This window comes from uncultured Brevundimonas sp., from assembly GCF_963975535.1.
Classification (GTDB): Bacteria; Pseudomonadota; Alphaproteobacteria; order Caulobacterales; family Caulobacteraceae; genus Brevundimonas.
The window spans coordinates 160,063-176,358 of the sequence record NZ_CAXBHE010000006.1; the positions used below are offsets into that span (position 1 = coordinate 160,063).

20 protein-coding genes are annotated in these 16,296 nt (G+C 66.4%); 12 read left to right on the forward strand and 8 right to left on the reverse strand.

Translation table 11 applies throughout. The features are described from left to right. The first annotated feature begins 2 nt into the window (after nt 1-2). The 3 genes from AACZ75_RS10500 to AACZ75_RS10510 are packed head-to-tail and all read left to right on the forward strand — an operon-like array spanning nt 3 to nt 2,515. Nucleotides 3-944, forward strand: a complete 942-nt coding sequence (locus AACZ75_RS10500) for an alpha-E domain-containing protein (RefSeq protein ID WP_339872799.1) — start codon at nt 3-5, stop codon at nt 942-944. Between the two features lie 4 nt (nt 945-948). After that, nucleotides 949-1,749 (forward strand): transglutaminase family protein, encoded by an 801-nt coding sequence (locus AACZ75_RS10505; protein WP_339872800.1) that lies wholly within the window; start codon nt 949-951, stop codon nt 1,747-1,749. A 34-nt stretch (nt 1,750-1,783) separates the two neighbouring features. After that, nucleotides 1,784-2,515: a proteasome-type protease gene (locus tag AACZ75_RS10510; protein WP_339872801.1), complete on the forward strand. Its 732-nt coding sequence runs from the start codon at nt 1,784-1,786 to the stop codon at nt 2,513-2,515. 40 nt (nt 2,516-2,555) lie between these two features. On the opposite strand, the gene AACZ75_RS10515 is transcribed toward AACZ75_RS10510, so the two are convergent. From AACZ75_RS10515 to AACZ75_RS10550, 8 genes are all read right to left on the reverse strand, one after another. Continuing rightward, nucleotides 2,556-3,455 carry a mechanosensitive ion channel domain-containing protein gene (locus AACZ75_RS10515; RefSeq protein ID WP_339872802.1) on the reverse strand — a complete coding sequence of 300 codons (900 nt, stop codon included), beginning with the start codon at nt 3,453-3,455 and terminating at the stop codon, nt 2,556-2,558. 224 nt (nt 3,456-3,679) lie between these two features. Beyond that, nucleotides 3,680-4,450, reverse strand: coding sequence for a ParA family protein (locus tag AACZ75_RS10520; protein WP_339872803.1), 771 nt, complete (start codon nt 4,448-4,450; stop codon nt 3,680-3,682). Between the two features lie 394 nt (nt 4,451-4,844). Next, on the reverse strand, nt 4,845-5,390 hold the full coding sequence (locus tag AACZ75_RS10525; RefSeq protein ID WP_339872804.1) for a DsrE family protein: 546 nt from the start codon (nt 5,388-5,390) through the stop codon (nt 4,845-4,847). 74 nt (nt 5,391-5,464) lie between these two features. Next, complete coding sequence (locus tag AACZ75_RS10530; protein ID WP_339872805.1) at nt 5,465-6,190, reverse strand: PepSY domain-containing protein; 726 nt, start codon at nt 6,188-6,190, stop codon at nt 5,465-5,467. Between the two features lie 9 nt (nt 6,191-6,199). Beyond that, nucleotides 6,200-6,676: a DUF411 domain-containing protein gene (locus AACZ75_RS10535; RefSeq protein WP_339872806.1), complete on the reverse strand. Its 477-nt coding sequence runs from the start codon at nt 6,674-6,676 to the stop codon at nt 6,200-6,202. Between the two features lie 54 nt (nt 6,677-6,730). Next, nucleotides 6,731-7,225, reverse strand: a complete 495-nt coding sequence (locus AACZ75_RS10540) for a nuclear transport factor 2 family protein (RefSeq protein WP_339872807.1) — start codon at nt 7,223-7,225, stop codon at nt 6,731-6,733. Nucleotides 7,226-7,267: 42 nt separating this feature from the next. Continuing rightward, entirely contained in the window at nt 7,268-7,906 is a 639-nt protein-coding gene (locus tag AACZ75_RS10545; protein WP_339872808.1) for a DUF2231 domain-containing protein, read from the reverse strand. Nucleotides 7,907-8,029: 123 nt separating this feature from the next. Continuing rightward, entirely contained in the window at nt 8,030-8,326 is a 297-nt protein-coding gene (locus AACZ75_RS10550) for a hypothetical protein (protein ID WP_339872809.1), read from the reverse strand. Nucleotides 8,327-8,574: 248 nt separating this feature from the next. On the opposite strand from AACZ75_RS10550, the gene AACZ75_RS10555 reads away from it, so the two are divergent. The 9 genes from AACZ75_RS10555 to AACZ75_RS10595 are packed head-to-tail and all read left to right on the forward strand — an operon-like array spanning nt 8,575 to nt 16,277. After that, nucleotides 8,575-10,548: a HAMP domain-containing methyl-accepting chemotaxis protein gene (locus AACZ75_RS10555; protein ID WP_339872810.1), complete on the forward strand. Its 1,974-nt coding sequence runs from the start codon at nt 8,575-8,577 to the stop codon at nt 10,546-10,548. A gap of 14 nt (nt 10,549-10,562) precedes the next feature. Then, nucleotides 10,563-11,120 (forward strand): chemotaxis protein CheW, encoded by a 558-nt coding sequence (locus AACZ75_RS10560; protein WP_339872811.1) that lies wholly within the window; start codon nt 10,563-10,565, stop codon nt 11,118-11,120. Then, nucleotides 11,117-11,449, forward strand: coding sequence for an STAS domain-containing protein (locus AACZ75_RS10565; RefSeq protein WP_339872812.1), 333 nt, complete (start codon nt 11,117-11,119; stop codon nt 11,447-11,449). The genes AACZ75_RS10560 and AACZ75_RS10565 overlap by 4 nt, the downstream gene beginning before the upstream one ends. Continuing rightward, the gene (locus tag AACZ75_RS10570) at nt 11,449-11,820 is read left to right on the forward strand and encodes a response regulator (protein ID WP_339872813.1); all 372 of its coding nucleotides are present in this window, start codon (nt 11,449-11,451) and stop codon (nt 11,818-11,820) included. The genes AACZ75_RS10565 and AACZ75_RS10570 overlap by 1 nt, the downstream gene beginning before the upstream one ends. A gap of 1 nt (nt 11,821) precedes the next feature. Further along, a complete protein-coding gene (locus AACZ75_RS10575; RefSeq protein ID WP_339872814.1) occupies nt 11,822-13,915 on the forward strand; it encodes a chemotaxis protein CheA in 2,094 nt (697 codons plus the stop codon). Next, entirely contained in the window at nt 13,908-14,378 is a 471-nt protein-coding gene (locus AACZ75_RS10580) for a chemotaxis protein CheW (RefSeq protein ID WP_339872815.1), read from the forward strand. Before AACZ75_RS10575 ends, AACZ75_RS10580 begins: the two co-directional genes overlap by 8 nt. Beyond that, a complete protein-coding gene (locus AACZ75_RS10585) occupies nt 14,375-15,322 on the forward strand; it encodes a protein-glutamate O-methyltransferase (protein ID WP_339872816.1) in 948 nt (315 codons plus the stop codon). Before AACZ75_RS10580 ends, AACZ75_RS10585 begins: the two co-directional genes overlap by 4 nt. Continuing rightward, complete coding sequence (locus AACZ75_RS10590) at nt 15,322-15,711, forward strand: response regulator (RefSeq protein ID WP_339872817.1); 390 nt, start codon at nt 15,322-15,324, stop codon at nt 15,709-15,711. Before AACZ75_RS10585 ends, AACZ75_RS10590 begins: the two co-directional genes overlap by 1 nt. Next, nucleotides 15,708-16,277, forward strand: coding sequence for a chemotaxis protein CheD (locus AACZ75_RS10595; RefSeq protein ID WP_339872818.1), 570 nt, complete (start codon nt 15,708-15,710; stop codon nt 16,275-16,277). Before AACZ75_RS10590 ends, AACZ75_RS10595 begins: the two co-directional genes overlap by 4 nt. Nucleotides 16,278-16,296: the final 19 nt, after the last annotated feature.

Below are 16,296 nucleotides of genomic sequence, written 5' to 3' on the forward strand. Positions count from 1 at the left end.
CCATGCTAGGCAAGACCGCAGGTGGCCTGTTCTGGATGTTCCGCTTTCTGGAGCGCAGTGAAAACACTGCGCGCCTGGTCGACGCGGGTTTCCGCATCGCCCTGACCCGGTCGGCCGCCGCCGAGGCGGAGTGGGCATCGGTGATCGGCACGGCCGGGGTCCGCAAGGCCTATCTGGCCCGCTATGACGACTTCCGGGCCGGCAGTGTCATCGACTTCCTGCTGCGGGATCCGACCAATCCGTCCAGCGTCATGTCGGCCATCGACAGCGCCCGGACCAATGCCCGGCTGGTGCGCACCGCCCTGACCCGCGAGGTCTGGGAGGCGACTAACGAGTGCTGGATGACGATCAAGGCCGTGCTCAAGCGGCCGGTCGCGGAGAACGACCTTCCGGACGTCCTGGCCACCATCCGTCGCCAGAACGCCCTGGTGCGCGGGGCCCTGACCGGCACGATGATGCGCAATGACGTCTACAGCTTCGCCCATATGGGCACGTTCGTGGAGCGGGCCGACAACACGGCGCGGATTCTCGACGTCAAATACTATGTGCTGCTGCCGTCGGTGTCGTTCGTCGGCTCGTCGCTCGACAACGTGCAATGGGAGACCATCCTGCGATCGGTGTCGGCCCAGCGCGCCTATCGCTGGATGAGCGACGGCACGGCCAATCCCAAGCAGATCGCCAATCTGATCATCCTGGATCCGCGCATGCCGCGGTCGCTGGCCTACAGCGTCGGCCAGATCTGCGAGCATCTGGACCTGCTGGCCGAGGCCTATGGCGAGTCTCCGGCCTGTCACGATCTGGCCAGGGCCGCCGTGGCCCGTCTGGCCGATCATTCGATCGATTCGATCTTTGACACCGGCCTGCACCAGTTCCTGGCGGATTTCATCGCCTGCAATACCGCGCTCGGTCTCCAGATCGAGCAGGACTACCGATTCTACGGATGACCCCATGCGCGTGAAAATCCGGCACAGCACCGAGTACCAGTACGACCGGCCGCCGACCCACGGCCTGCAGCAGTTGCGGATGACGCCCAAGGCGTCGGCCGGTCAGTCCATCGTGTCGTGGCGGACCGAGGTGCAGGGCGGGCGCAAGGCGGTGGCCTTCACCGACCAGCACAACAACCAGGTCGAGCTGCTGACCATCGATCCGGGCGCGCGGTCGGTGACCATCGTCTGTGAAGGCGAGGTCGATACGGCTGATACCGTCGGCATCATCGGCCAGCACGGGGGCTTCGCCCCGCTGTGGTATTTCCAGCGGATGACGTCGCACACCCGGCCCGGTCCGCGGGTGCGGCAGCTGGTGCGGGACCTGGGCAAGGATTTCGACAACGACACCGCGCGTCTGCATGCCCTGTCGGCCCTGATCCTGGCCTCGGTCCCCTATGCGACGGGCACCACCGACCTGTCGACGACGGCCGAGCTGGCGCTGGAGGCGGGGCAGGGGGTGTGTCAGGATCACGCCCACATCTTCATCACCGCCGCCCGGCTGATGGGATTTCCGGCCCGCTACGTCAGCGGCTATCTGGTGATGGACGATCGCGTCGACCAGGAGGCCGGCCACGCCTGGGCCGAGGCCCATGTCGAGGGCCTGGGCTGGGTCGGGTTCGACGTGTCCAACGGGGTGTCGCCCGATCCGCGCTATGTCCGGGTCGCCACCGGCCTCGACTATGGCGAAGCCGCCCCGATTTCAGGTATCGTCTTCGGCGGACACAACGAATCCATGGTCGTGCAGCTGCAGGTTCAGCAGTAGCGATGTCTGTCCCGATGAACCCTGTGAGACTTCCATGACCTATTGCGTCGGCCTGCGCCTGAACAAGGGGCTGGTGTTCATGACCGACACCCGGACCAATGCCGGGGTCGATAATATCGCCAAGGTCCGGAAGATGTTCACCTGGCACAAGCCGGGTGAGCGGATGATCACCCTGATGACGGCCGGCAACCTGGCCACGACCCAATCGGTGGTCAGCGTTCTTGACGAGCGCAGCAAGGTCCCGGCCGAGCGCAATCCGTCCCTGCTTGAGGTGCCGACCATGTTCCAGGCGGCGCGTCTGGTCGGCGAGACCCTGCGCGAGACCATCAAGATGAATTCGTCCGGCGGCCAGACCGCCGAAGCCAAATTCGGGGCCACGATCATCGTCGGCGGCCAGATCAAGGGCATGCCGCCGCGCCTGTTCCTGATCTATCCGGAAGGCAATTTCATCGAGGCGACCGCGGACAATCCCTTCTTCCAGATCGGTGAGACCAAGTACGGCCGCCCGATTCTGGTGCGCGGCTTTGATCCGGACATGAGTTTCGAACAGGCGGTCAAGCTGCTGATGGTCTCGTTCGATTCCACGCTGAAGGCCAATCTGTCAGTGGGCCTGCCGCTGGATTTCCAGATCTATCGTTCCGACGACTATGCCCCGGCCCATGAACAGCGGGTCGAGCAGGACGATCCCTATTTCCAGACGATCGCCACGGAATGGGCCGGCGCGCTGAAGGGGGCGTTCGACTCCCTGCCGGATCCGGAGTTCTGAGGCAGGCCTGAACCCGGGCAGCTGGCGGTGCCGCGTGCTGCTAGCTGGCCCCGGGCACCGGCATGCGCGTGATTTCGATCGTCGTGCTGCCGAACTCCAGCCGGTCCCTGTGCTGTTCGAACCCGACCAGCAGCGCCCGGGAAATCGCGTCCTTGGTCGCGCGCCGGCGGCGGTAGTCGACGACGTAGCGGGCGGTGAACTCGATCCAGTTGTCGGTGATGACCAGGGTGATCATCGGGGCCACGCGGGCCTCCTCGATCAGGAATTTCCGGATCAGTACGTCCCACTGCTTGCTGGCCAGATCCTGGAATTCGGCGACATTGTCCCCGACCGCCTTTTCGATGACCTCCTGGGCCAGCCGCCAGTCCGAGCCGCTGCGGACAGGCACCTTGATCTCGTCCCACAGGAAGGGAAATTCGCCCGAATAGTTGTAGACTGGCTCCTTGAACACGAAGCTGTTGGCCACCCGCACGATGCGACCGTTGTAGATGTCGCCGCCGACCCAGTCGCCGATCTCCATCAGGGTGGTGCGCAGCACGCCGATATCGATGACGTCGCCCTTGATGCCGCCGACCTGGACCCGTTCACCCGGCCGGTAGAAACCGCCCAGCGAGATGGCGATCCAGCCCGCGACACTGGCGATGACTTCCTGCAGCGCGAAGGCGACACCGGCACCGGCGACACCGAAGACGACGGTGAGCTGGCCCAGCCGCTCGCTGAACATCGCCAGCAGGACCAGGACGAGGACAATGTAGCCCAGGAAGCCGACCAGCTTGCGGATCCGGTAGCGGGCGCTGGTCTCCTTGACCGAACGGGACACGACGGTCTGCAGCATGCGAATGCCGATCAGCACCGCGATGACGGTGATAATGACGACCCCGACCCTGCCGACGATCGGGTTCGAGACCAGGCCGTCCAGCAGGCCGTTCAGTTCAGTCATGGTCGGTTCGATCCAGGAGGGGGCGGGGTTCGCAGCTACCTAGGCAGATTGGGGCGATTGCGCATCCGGAATCGCATGGCGGAGGTCAGGCGATCGGCCGGCCGGCATGGATTGCCGGCGGGCCCGCGGCCGGGACCGCAATCAGGGGTAACGTGGGGTGTTGATCGGCCTGCCGAGGCGGGAGGCGGTTGGCGCTTTCCGGCTCCGTTGAACCGGGTTGGGGTCTAGCAGGCCGGGGTCAGTGCTAGCTCAGGACTTGAAAGGCCGGAGGCCGGTCGGCCGCAGGTTGACCGTTGCGCGACCGCCCCCCCCGTTGTTTCCGGCACCGTTCGCCTCCGCATAGGGCGCGTTTCGCGAAGCGGGGTCTTGGTCCTGGTCAGGACGTAGTCGATCACGCCGTCGATTTCGGCTTCAGCCAGTCCGCCCGGATCATGTTCCGCCACTCCCTGGCCGAGTGCGATGGCGTGCTGATAAACGACACGTGACTGCAGGGCGGTGGGGCAAACTTCCAGTCCGCCGGCCTGCAGGCTGTCCATCAGCGCTGACACCATCGACGATGCGACGCCGTTGCGCAGGGGCGGGCACTGGTTGAACAGCACCACACCGTCGCGACCCAGTCGACGCACGGTGTCAACAGTATGCAGGGTGGCGGCCACATCGAGATAGGTGGGCCGCGAGACCGCGATACAGAGATCGGCCACCTTCAGCGCGTCGATCATGCCGTTCTCCGGCCCGCCTGCGGTGTCGATGATCAAGACATCACAGCCGTCCCGTTCGCTCGCGAAGGTCAGGGCCGCCAGCTTCGCGGCTGACGTCTCGACCAGCATTCCGTCGTGATCCGCGCGCTGGCGCAGGCTGTCCGTGGCGGAACGAACCGGGTCGGTGTCGGCCAGAATGGTTCGTGCGCCTGCCGCCCGGCAGGCCAGGGCCAGGTTGACGGCTACGGTCGTTTTGCCAGACCCACCTTTGTGGGAGACCACGGCGATTGTCTTCATGGCGGCAAATGCCCCCCCCAGGATGGGAATAATATACTCTTTACAAGATGGGTTTCGGCGGCGTTGTCAAATTTGTCGATACTCGAATCAATAGAGGCCGATGCCCATCCGAATCTGGCATGCCGGTTTCTTCAGGAGTTGCGCCGAATATAGGTGCAATCGGGAGTTAGAAACGACTATTTCTTGACGCTGCTGTCAGATCCGGATTGATACGTAATGAACCTTACGGACATCTGCCAGCCAGAGTTGGCGGGTTGGGCCCTTCCAGCCATTTTGAGATGACGGTCACTGCAAAGACTTGTCGCGATCCGTATTCAGGCGGCGAAATCTGTTCTCTCCAGGGGCAATGACGCCGCGGGGACGAAATTCCCGAGCCCTGCCGGCCGCATCAACCCTAGGGATTGAGCGTGTAGCCCTGCTGCTGCAGCAGGGCGAGGGCGGTCATGGCCGACAGGGACAGGCCGACACCGGGCAGCAGATCGGCCCGGGTAATCTGTTGGGCAGCCGCCGTCTGGCCGCACAGCCAGATGTCGACGCCGTGGGCCGTCAGTTCCGCGATCGCCGCGGCGCTGCCGTTGACGGCCCCGTCGTTGCGGGCGGCATAGGCGTCGGGCGTTAGCAGGTCGGCGTACGCGCCGCCGTGGACGACGATGGCGACATGGATGTCCGCGGCCGGGACGCCGGCCTCGACATGCATGTTGATGAAGCGGGCCGCCGAGTCGATCGTCCGGTTCAACTGGCCCGGCGTGGCCTTGTCGGTCACGTCAAAGACCACGCGGAACACCGTGCCCTCGGGAATCGGCAGGTCGCTCTCGACCGGGGCGATGTGGCCGAAGGTGGTGAACACGGGACCGGTATGGAAACCGGCGCGCGGTTCGGCGATGGCCTGCGCGGGCAGCAGCAGCAGCAGGGCGGCGACCAGGGGCAGCGTCTTCAGCATGGGATCCTCGCTTTCACCGGCTTGCTAGCAGGCGGATCGTTCGACGACGAGGTCCTGGTCCGGCTCACCTGCGATCAGCGGCCCGCATCGCGCCGGCGCGCCCGCCAGACGGTCACGTCGCGCGCCACCCGGACCCACAGCAGGATGAAGCCGGTGATGACGATGGTGAAGGTCAGGAAGGTGACGGCGATGATCAGGGGGTGGTTGAAATTCTCGCCCTTCTCCAGGTCCATGATGTGGAGCCGCCAGAAGAAGTCATAGAAGCGCCAGACAGCGGAACGCCGGGTGACCACCTCGCCGGTCTGGGGCGACAGATAGAAGGTGGTGCGTTCACCGTCGTTGAAGTCCACGCGCCAGATCGGCCCCTCGCGTCCGGTCTCCTGCGGGGCGACGGGCAGCAGGACGGCGGCGACCGGGGTGCCGTCGCCGCGATAGGCCTTGGCGGCCATGTTCGTCGCGGTCGCCGTATCGAGCGCGGGAAACGGCTGGCCGGTCGCGGCCGAGACGGTGACAGCTTCGCCCTCGACCGGGGTCAGGACCCAGGCCGCACCGCGTGGCGTCGTTCGCAACTCGGCACCGACAAGAGCCAGGCCTTGTATCCGGGCGACGGCAGCCGGAGCCAGGACGCCGTCAAGGGGCAGCGGCATCGGCGTCTGTTCGCGCACATGGTGTTCGCTGCGCACCGTCTCGATCGGGATCGCGGTCATCACCAGACCGCCCGCGACCCAGAACAGGACCTGGATGCCGACGGCGAGGGCGATCCATTTGTGCAGCTGCGTCGACAGTCGAACCATGTTCATGCGCGATCCTCAGGCGTTGTGGCGGGCAAAGACCCGGCTGGTGCCGTCCCTGAGGACCAGCAGGGTGTCATAGCGGTCGCGATCGCCGTTGGGCGTCTCCATGCCCGGGGAGCCGAGCGGCATGCCGGGCACGCTGAGGCCGACGGCGTCCGGGCGCTGCGCGAGCAGCCGGCGCACGTCGCCGGCCGGCACATGACCCTCGATCACATAGCCGTTGACCAGGGCGGTGTGGCAGGAGGCCAGTCTGTCAGGCATGCCGTGGCGGCGGCGCAGCGTGACCAGGTCCGGGGTCACGGTGACGCTCGCATCGAAATCGGCGTCGCGCAGGTGGCGAACCCAGCCGTCGCAGCAGGCGCAGGTCGGCGTCTTGTAGACCGCGATCGCGGTGCGTGCGGGCGTCCGGGCGCAGGCCACGATCGGCACGGCCAGCGAGATGGCGATGCCGCCCAGGACGGCGCGACGGGCGAGGGGAGGCGGAGGGGTCATGGTCGGGTCTCGATCAACGGATGCGGCGGGCGGCCGGAGTGGAAAAGCACCGGTCTAGGCGGCGGGGCGCGGGGCCCGGGCGGAGGAATGGTAGCTGACGATCCGCCAGACGCCACCCCGACGCTCCAGCACGCTGGTGGCGACGCCGCGGCGTTCAACGGCGGGGCGGGCCGCGTCGCTGAAGGTGATCCGGTAGACATAGGTCTCGGTCGCATAGGCGACGTCGCCGGCCACCGTGACCTGACTGGCGTAATCGCTGAAGCGGAAGGCCGAGAACGCCTTCAGCTCCGGGCCGAGATGGTGGGCCAGATACTCGCCGAAGGTGCCCTCGACGCCGCCCTGTTCGTAGACCCGGCCGTCCGGCCAGAAGAAGGCGGAGCCGGCGTCGCCGTCCAGGGTTTCAATCGCCTCGCGGTAGCCGCGGAGAACCTGGCTGACTTCGGCTTGCGAAGCGGGGGCGACCGCCTGAGGAGGGTCACTGAAGGCCGAGGCGGTGCCGGCGGGAAGGCCGAGGGCGAAGACGGCCATCATCAGGGTTCGGGTCATCATGGAGACTCTCCTTGAACGTTGGGGGCGGAACGGGGACAGCCCCTAGAAGCGGAGATGGTTGGCTCCGTGGGTGAGCGCGCCGCCCAGGTAGGCGTTGACCAGCACGGCGACGACGATCGCGGCCAGCAGCCCGGCGTACAGACGGCGTTTGCCCGGACCGGCACCCGGCCGCACCGCGCGTTCCTTGGCCCACCAGGCCGCCAGGCCGACCAGGGCGATGGCCGTGCCGATCCAGCGATGCAGGGCGTGGGTCAGATCCTCGACCGGACCCGGCAGCCCCATCGCCAACCAGCCCAGGCCGGTGGCCACCAGCGCGGACAGGGCCGCCAGAGCCACGAGGACGCGCGTTCCGTCCGTCAGCCAGGCGCGCCGGCCCGGCCGGGCCGCGATCTCGAGGACGCCGGTGATCAGAAACAGGGCGATGGGAAAATGAACCACGGCCGGATGCCAGCGGCCGAGCCAGCTGTACAGGCGCTGTGGCATGGGTTTGGGCGGCCGCATCTCCATGCCGGCGTGGTCCATGGCCACCGGCATGCCCGGCACCGCATCGGCCATGCCCGGATGAGCGGTGACCGCCGCGGGCCGGGCGGCGGCTGTGTCATGGTCCTCGTGCGTCCATGCCGGAGCCGCCGTCACGAGGACGCCGAAAGCCAGCATGAACGCGATCCATCGTGCCGTCATGGTTCCCCCTTCCGACGAGTGCCGGTTCTTCAGGGGTACGCACGGGCGGGACGGTCCCCTCGTCGTGTAAGGGGCGGAACCGGGATTTCGCTTGCGGCAGGGCAGACCGCCGCAGCCGTCGGCCTAGGTTCGACGGCGTGCCGCGGCGTTGAAGGCGTTGACCACGCGTTCCTTGTCCTGCTGGTTGGCGGCGATCAGCCGCTGGGTGTTCGACGTGAGCAGGCTGGATGACAGGCAGGTCTGATAGATGTCAGACGCCGCGACGAATGTCCGCACGTCGACCCTGAGTCGGGCCAGCGCCTCGGGGCTGGTGGCGGCCGTGGCGGCGATCGTCGGCGCGTAGGGCCGGTTGCAGCGGCCCTCGGCGCTGGCGGTTCCGGCGATCGAGAGCAGGGCCCCTGCCAGGATCAAATACTTCATAGCGACATCTCTCCATCGTTGTTTCCGGCCTGTGCCGCCGGGAATGAGCAGAGGGCACGATGGCGGAAAATCGATAAGGAACCGTTGCGGGTGGCCGGCGACCGTCGGACAGGCCGGGGCGGCCCCTGCGAACATCTGTCATTAATCATTTGCATTCACCCTGATCTGGCAACGGTCCGGGCACGCTTCATTGGCCTGAATGACAGGTCCCGACGACCGGTTCCTGCCCTGGCCAACGGAGGATCGGCGTGAGTTTAAAATCGTTGCTGCCCAGAATCAGCCTCAAGGCGAAGACCCGCGCCGTATTCGGGCTGTTCCTGATGATGGTGATCGGCGGCGCGACGTTCGCGATCCACGAGTCATCGGCCGTCAGCCGCCAGGCCGAGCAGGCCAAGGTGATCTGGGAGGCGCGAATCGTCGGGGCCAACGACATTCTCGGAAACGCCCGGGAGTACCGGATCGCCGAGGCGCTGCGGTTGATGCCGTCGTCGCCGGAAATGGCCGCCCAGGCCAATGATGATCTGGCCGACAGTCTGGCGCGGATGGATGCGGCGGTGGCCGCCTACCGGGCCATGCTCCGCCCCGGCGAGTTGCCGGACGAAATCAATACGACGGCAGAGCTCTGGGCCGACTATGTAACCGGCAACCAGGCGATGCTTGAGTATATCGACAGCGGCGAGGCCGATGCCGCCGCCGACCGGTTCCGGAATTCCGCCAGCGGCTTCTATCTGGTGACCAATGCGGCCGGAGCCCTGGTGACCGGCGCGCGGGCCGAAAGCGCGCAGGCCTACGCCGAGGCGATGAAGATTTCCGAGCGTGCCCGTCTGGCCCTGATCGCCGGAGTTATCTTCGTGGTCGGCCTGTTGCTGATCGCGACGGTCTTCTTCGAGCTCAAGGTCTGGCGCGACCTCGTGAGAATGTCGGGCGTCATGCAACGCCTCGCGCGCGGCGATCTCGAGGTCGAGGTGACGGGAACCGCCCGCCATGACGAGGTCGGCGAGATGGCGCGTGCCGTTCAGGTGTTCAAGGAAAATGCCCTGGAGGTCCATCGGCTGGAGGCCGAGGCCGGCGTCCAGCAAACCGGCCTGAATGCCGAGCGGGCCGAAAACGACCGCCGGCTTTCGGCCGAGGCCGCCAGCCGTACCTTCGTGGTCGACCAGATCGCGCAGGGGCTGGAGCGCTTGTCGAAGGGCGATCTTACGATCCGTATGCAGGATGGGTTTCCCGAGGAATTCCGCAAGCTGTACGAGGATTTCAATCTCGCGATTGAAACACTCGAGCGATCGTTCTCGGCGATTTCGTCCGGCTCCTCGGACATCGAGGCCAGCACCGCCGAAATCAGCAATGCGACCGGCCAGCTGGCGCGCCGGACCGAGCAACAGGCCGCGAGCCTTGAAGAGGCCGCCGCGGCCATGGCCCAGTTCACCATGACGGTGCGGTCGTCCGCCGAGAATGCGAACATCGCCCGTCAGGTCGTCGCCGACGCCAAGTTGAATGCCGAGAGCTCGGGCGAGGTCGTCGGCAGCGCCGTTGCGGCGATGGGAGAGATAGAGAAGTCGTCACGGCAGGTGTCGGAAATCATCGGCGTGATGGACGAAATCGCCTTCCAGACCAATCTGCTGGCGCTCAATGCCGGCGTCGAAGCCGCCCGTGCCGGCGACGCGGGCCGCGGATTTGCCGTCGTCGCCAGTGAGGTGCGGGCGCTGGCGCAGCGTTCGACGGCCGCGGCGCGGGAGATCAAGAGCCTGATCTCGGCGTCGTCGAGCCAGGTCAGCACCGGCGTTCGTCTGGTCACGGAAACCGGTGGCTCCCTGCACCGGATCGTGTCGCAGATCGGCGAGATCAACACGGCGATCTCGGAGATCGCGACCGCGGCCGAAGAGCAGTCCGACAGCCTGATGCAGATCAACCTGACCATCTCCCAGATGGACAAGGTCACGCAGCAGAACGCCGCCATGGCTGAAGAGAGCACGGCCGCGAGCCATACCCTGGCCCGCGAGGCCAATGAACTCACGGACCTGATCGCCCAGTTCAAACTCTCGGACGCGCCGGCCCGATCCGCCCGAAGGGCGACGCCGGCGGTCCGACCTGTCGCCCCCGAGCGTCAGGAGCGGCCCGAGCCGAAGGGGCAGTATGTGATGCGGTCCCTGTCCTCGGGGAATGCGGCCCTGGCGCAGACGCTGGAATCGGTGCTGACGGAGGAGAGTTGGGAGGAATTCTGACTTCGAGAGACACCATGTTCAACGCCAGCCACGCACCCGACTTTCACACCGTGACCCACAGCACCGTCCATGGTCTGGTCGTGCTGTCGGTCAGCGCCGGTGGCGAGAGGTTCGCCATTGATGTGCGATCCATCCGGGAAATCCATGCCTGGATGCAGCCGGTCGCCCTTCCCGGGGCCCCCGACTATCTGCAGGGCATGCTCAATTTCTGCGGCGAGGTCGTGCCCCTGGTCGTGCTGGCCCGCCGGCTTGGACTGGCAGACGCCGGTTCCGCGGCCCCGGTCACGGTGATGATCGAACGCGAGCTCGATACGATCGGACTGGTCGTGGACGCCGTCAGTGACCTTCATTCGGTCGCCGCCGATCAACTGGGCGTGACCCCGGCGGTCGGCACCGCAGGACCGGCGCGCTTGCTGAAGGGCGTCATCACCCTCAACGACACGCTGATGTGTCTGCTGGATGTCGAGGCGATGCTGCCGGCCCATGCGGTGCCGCAGGACGTGCCGACGGCAGAGGCGCTGGCGTTCATGCCGCAGGATTCCCTGGAAGCCGGCGCGGGGCGCGGCGCATGACCGAAGCCTGCGATATCCGTGCGGCGGCTCCGTCACAGCCCGACCCGGCCGTCGGCATTCCGCAGGTGATCCTGCCGGAGTCGCTGAGCTCGCGTCAGGCGACCGAGCTGTTCGGCGAGCTCGTGGCCCTGCGGGGCCGTGCGATCGTCATCGACGCGACCGCCGTCCGACAGGTCGGGACCCTGTGCCTTCAGATCCTGGCGTCCGCGCGCCGGACGTGGATGTCGGACGGGCTCGACTTCCGGATGCGGGGCGTCCCGGAGGGGCTGTCGGAACAGTGGCAGCTGTTCGGATTGCCGGTCGGTGGATCTGCAGGGGGCGTGGGCTGATGACTCGCCAGAAGACAATCCTGACGATCGATGACTCGCGCACGATGCGGGACATGTTGCGGCTCGCCCTGACCGAGGCGGGGTACAATGTGCTGCAGGCCGCGGATGGTCTGGAGGGGCTGGCCGTATTGCGCGACCTGGTCCCGGACGCCGTGATCACCGACATCAACATGCCGGTGCTGGACGGCTTCGGCTTTATCGAGAAGGCGCGGGCGAATGCGCGCTTTCGGGACATGCCCATTCTGGTGCTGACCACTGAGTCCACGCCCGCCATGAAGGACCGTGCCCGGCAGGCCGGAGCCACCGGCTGGATCACCAAGCCGTTCGACCCGGAAAAGCTGACCAGCGCCCTGCTGCGTGTCGGGGCCTGACGTGGCGGAACCGGATGGATTCGGAGCGCTCCCTTCGGATGCCCTGGCCTCGATTCGCCAGGTCTTTTTCGAAGAGTGTGCCGATCATCTCAGTGATTTCGAAGCCGGCCTGATCGCGCTTGATGCCGGCGATACCGACCCCGAACTCATCAATGCCACCTTCCGGGCGGCCCACTCGATCAAGGGCGGCGCAGCCATTTTCGGAATCGCGGTTCTGGCCCGTTGTGCCCATGCCGCGGAGACTGTCCTGTCGTGCATGCGCGACCGGGGGGGGCTGCTGCCGAACGCCGTCCCCGTTCTGCTGCGGGCCGTCGACGTTCTCAGTGATCTGGCGACCGCCGCCCGCGAAGAGCGTGAGCTGGATCCCGCCCGGGTCGACGCCATCGTCGCGGAGCTGGAAGGTATCGTCGCCCAGCCGGCGGTGACGGCTCCGTCCGGGGACGAGGAACTGGACGACGGGATCGTGTTCACCCCCCTGGTCGTCGAGTTTGAAACGCTTGCGGTGACGTCGACCTGGGCGGTCGATTTCCGCCCTCACGACTCCCTCTTCGAGACGGCCAACGAGCCCCTGCTCCTGCTGGAGCAACTGGCGGAATTCGGCGACTGCGTCATCGAGGCGGATCTGTCGGGTCTGCCGCTTCTCGACGCGCTGGATCCGCGGGGCGCCTATGTTCGCTGGCGCGCGGTCGTGACGACTTCGGCGGATCCCTCCGACCTGCGGCAGCTGTTCGACTTTGTCGAGCGGGACTGCGATCTGAGCCTGGAGGCGGTGACGTCGGACGCGGCGGGCGCACCGGGTGCGACGGCTGCCGCAACCGAACCGCAGGCCGACGCCGGCCGTGCGCAATCCCCGTCCTTGGCCGGCAGCAGCGGTGAGGCGACGCGGCCCAGGGCCACGATGTTGCGGGTCGACGTCGACCGGGTTGACCGGCTGATCAACCTGATGAGCGAACTGGTGACCAGCGAGGCGGTGCTCACCGAATGCGCTACCGCCTTCGGCGGCCCCGAGGGGACGGCCCTGAACGCGGCGATCGAGGACCTGAAGGGCCTCACCCGTGTGCTCGAGGAAAGCGTCATGGCCATCCGCTCGCAGGTCCTCGGACCTGTGTTCCAGCGCATGTCCCGCCTGGTCCGCGAGATGGAGGGGCGGACGGGCAAACAGGTCCGGCTCGTCATCGAGGGCGAGGACACCGAAGTCGACCGCGGCCTGATCGAGGGTCTTACCGATCCGCTGACCCATATGATCCGCAACTCGATCGATCACGGCCTCGAACAGCCCGAAGACCGGGTCCGGCATGGCAAGCCGCCGGTGGGTGAGGTTCGCGTGCGGGCGGCCCATCGTGGCGGCCGGGTTGTGATCGAGGTGTCCGATGACGGAGCGGGCATCAATCTGGCGCGGGTCCTCGAGAGTGCCATCGCCCGGGGGACCGTCAGCGCCGACCACAATCTGACTCCGCACGAGATCGCCAATCTGATCTTCGAGCCGGGCCTGTCGACCGCGGAGGCCGTGACCGACGTGTCCGGGCGCGGCGTCGGCATGGATGTCGTTCGCAGAAGCGTACAGGCGCTCGGGGGGCGCATATCCGTTCAGACGCGGGAGGGTTTCGGAACGACGTTCGTGCTCAGCCTGCCCCTGACGCTGGCCGTCCTGGACGGCATGCTCGTCATCGTCGACGGCGAGCGCATGATCGTGCCGCTGAACGCCGTGCTGGAGTCCATCAAACCCAAAGCCGCCGAGATCCGGACCATCGGGCCCCAGGCGAGTCTGCTTTCGATCCGTGGCGATCAGGTGCCCTATCTCGATCTGGCGTCTCTGCTCGGCTACTGCAGCGACGCCGTGGACATGGACACGGGGATCGCCTTGCTGCTTGAAAGCGACTCCGCCGAACCCATCGCCTTCCGGGTCGATGAGATCATCGACACCCGTCAGGTCGTCATCAAGAGCCTGGAAGACAATTACCAGTCCGTCGCCGGGATCGCCGCCGCGACCATTCTGGGCGACGGCAAGGTGGCGCTGATCATCGACGCGAACGGACTGATCGAGAGCCGCCGACAGAGTAGCTTCGCGCCGGAACGGCTGTTCGCCAATGCGTAGTGCCCGACTTCCTCCCGTCGCGCAGCCGGACACCGTTGACCTTCTCGCGGTCCGGGTCTCGGGTCAGGACTTCTGTATCGAGGTGCAGGCGGTGCGGGAGGTCCGTGCCTGGACCCATGTCACCCGCGTACCGGGCGCGAAGCCCTTCGTGCGCGGGGTCCTCAACATGCGAGGCACCGTCCTGCCGGTGATCGATCTTGCCGCACGCCTCGGACTGGCGGACGTGGATTTGAACGCCAAGCCGGCGATCGTCATCGTCAGGACCGAGGGGCGGCTTGTCGGTCTGCTGGTCGACCGCGTCTCCGACCTGTTTCAGGTGCCGCGGTCGGAGATGAGGAAGACCCCCGAGACGGGTTGCGACTTCATTGCCGAGCTGGCTCCGCGGATGGTGACGTCCGAAAAGATGATTGCGGGCGTGGTGGCCATCGAGCGATTGATGCCGCGTCAGGAAACGACCCCATGAGCCTGGCTGACAGATCGCACCGATGGAATGACGGGGAGCAGGCACCGTCGGAACTGACCTTTACCGCCGAGGACTTCCAGGGGCTGGCGGAGATCGTCCGCGCCGAAAGCGGAATCAGACTCACCGAAAGCAAGGCCCCGCTGGTCTATGCGAGGCTGGCAAAACGCCTGCGCGTCCTCACCCTCCCGTCTTTTCTGAGCTACCGGACCTTCATCGACAGTGAGGAGGGGGCCCGGGAGCGCCAGCTCATGGTCGAGGCGATGACCACCAATGTGACCCAGTTCTTTCGGGAGCCGCACCATTTCACCAGCCTGGCCAGGGATGTGCTTCCGGGCCTCATCCAGCAGGCCCGATCCGGCGGGCGGGTCCGGATCTGGTCGGCCGGGTGTTCAAGCGGTGAGGAGCCGTACTCGATCGCGGCGACGGTCCTGTCGATGATGCCGGACGTTCACCAGTTCGATTTCAAGATCCTGGCGACGGACATCAACAGCCAGATGCTGGCCCGGGGCCGGGCCGGCGCATATCCCTCGGACGGGCTGAACGACGCCGCCCTCGGAGACCAGAGGCGATGGTTCCGCCGCGAGACCGTGGACGGCAAACCCTGTCTGCTGGCGCACGACGATCTGCGCCGTCTGATCTCGTTTCGAACCTCCAATCTCGTCAGCCAGCCGTGGCCCATGAGCGGGAAGTTCCAGGCGATTTTCTGCAGGAATGTCCTGATCTATTTCGATGCCGAAATTCGCGACGAGATCTGCACGGGGTTGATCTCGCACCTGATGCCGGGTGGCGTCCTGTACCTCGGCCACTCGGAGCGGGTGCCGCCCGAAACGCCGGGTCTGGGCATTGTCGGGCCGACGACCTACCGCCTTGACCCCGGTCGGCGAAGGTCGGCTGACGCCCGTAATCCCGCGACCGCGCCCGACCCAATCGACGAGGACATCTGATGCCCGCCGCCAAAGACCTGAAGACGCTCATCGTCGACGACCAGCGTTCCGTGCGGGCCATGATCCGATCCTGCCTGCAGGGCATCGGCATCACCCAGGTCATTGAGGCCGAGGATGGCGTGCAGGCGCTGGACCTTCTGTCCACCAGCCCGCGGCATCTGATCATCTCGGATCTGAACATGCCCCACCTCGACGGCCTCGGCCTGCTTCGCGCGGTCCGGCAGAACCCTGAAACCGCCAAGACCGCCTTCATCATGCTGAGCGGCCACGCGGACACGGAACTGGTGCGCAAGGCGGTGGAGCTGGGGGTCAACAACTATATCGTCAAACCCTTCACGGTGGAGAGCCTGCACCGCAAGATCACCGCCGTGTTCGGCCAGCTGACATGACCCTGACGGTCCCGATTCAGCCGGGCGGGGTGGCCGTGGGCGAGCGCAAGATCCATCTGCTGCAGGGGCAGTTCGAAGTCTCGGATTCGCCGGAGGTGGTCCTGACGACGACCCTCGGGTCCTGCGTGGCCTGCTGTCTGCACGACCCGGTCCGGGGCGTCGGGGGCATGAACCATTTTCTTCTGCCGCACGGTGAAGACGCCAGTGGATCCGAGGCGCGGCGCTATGGCGCCTATGCCATCGAGGTCCTGATCAACGGCCTGCTCCGCAAGGGGGCTGACCGGCGATCGCTCGAGGGCCGCCTGTTTGGCGGGGCCCGCATTTCAGACCGGCTGCCCGATATCGGCGGGCAGAACGCCAAATTCGCCAGGGATTACCTGGAACACGAGGGCATCCGGGTCATGCTGCGCGGCAGTGTCGGCGGCCGTCAGGCGCGGCGCATCCAGTTCTGGCCGGTTTCAGGCCGGGCCCGTCAGTGTCTTCTGGCCGAGACGACCATCTTCAACGCCGAGGCGAACACCGCTCCTTCGGCCGCGGGCTCGGGAACCGTGGAAGTGTTTCGGTAGACCCATGGACAGTGAACGC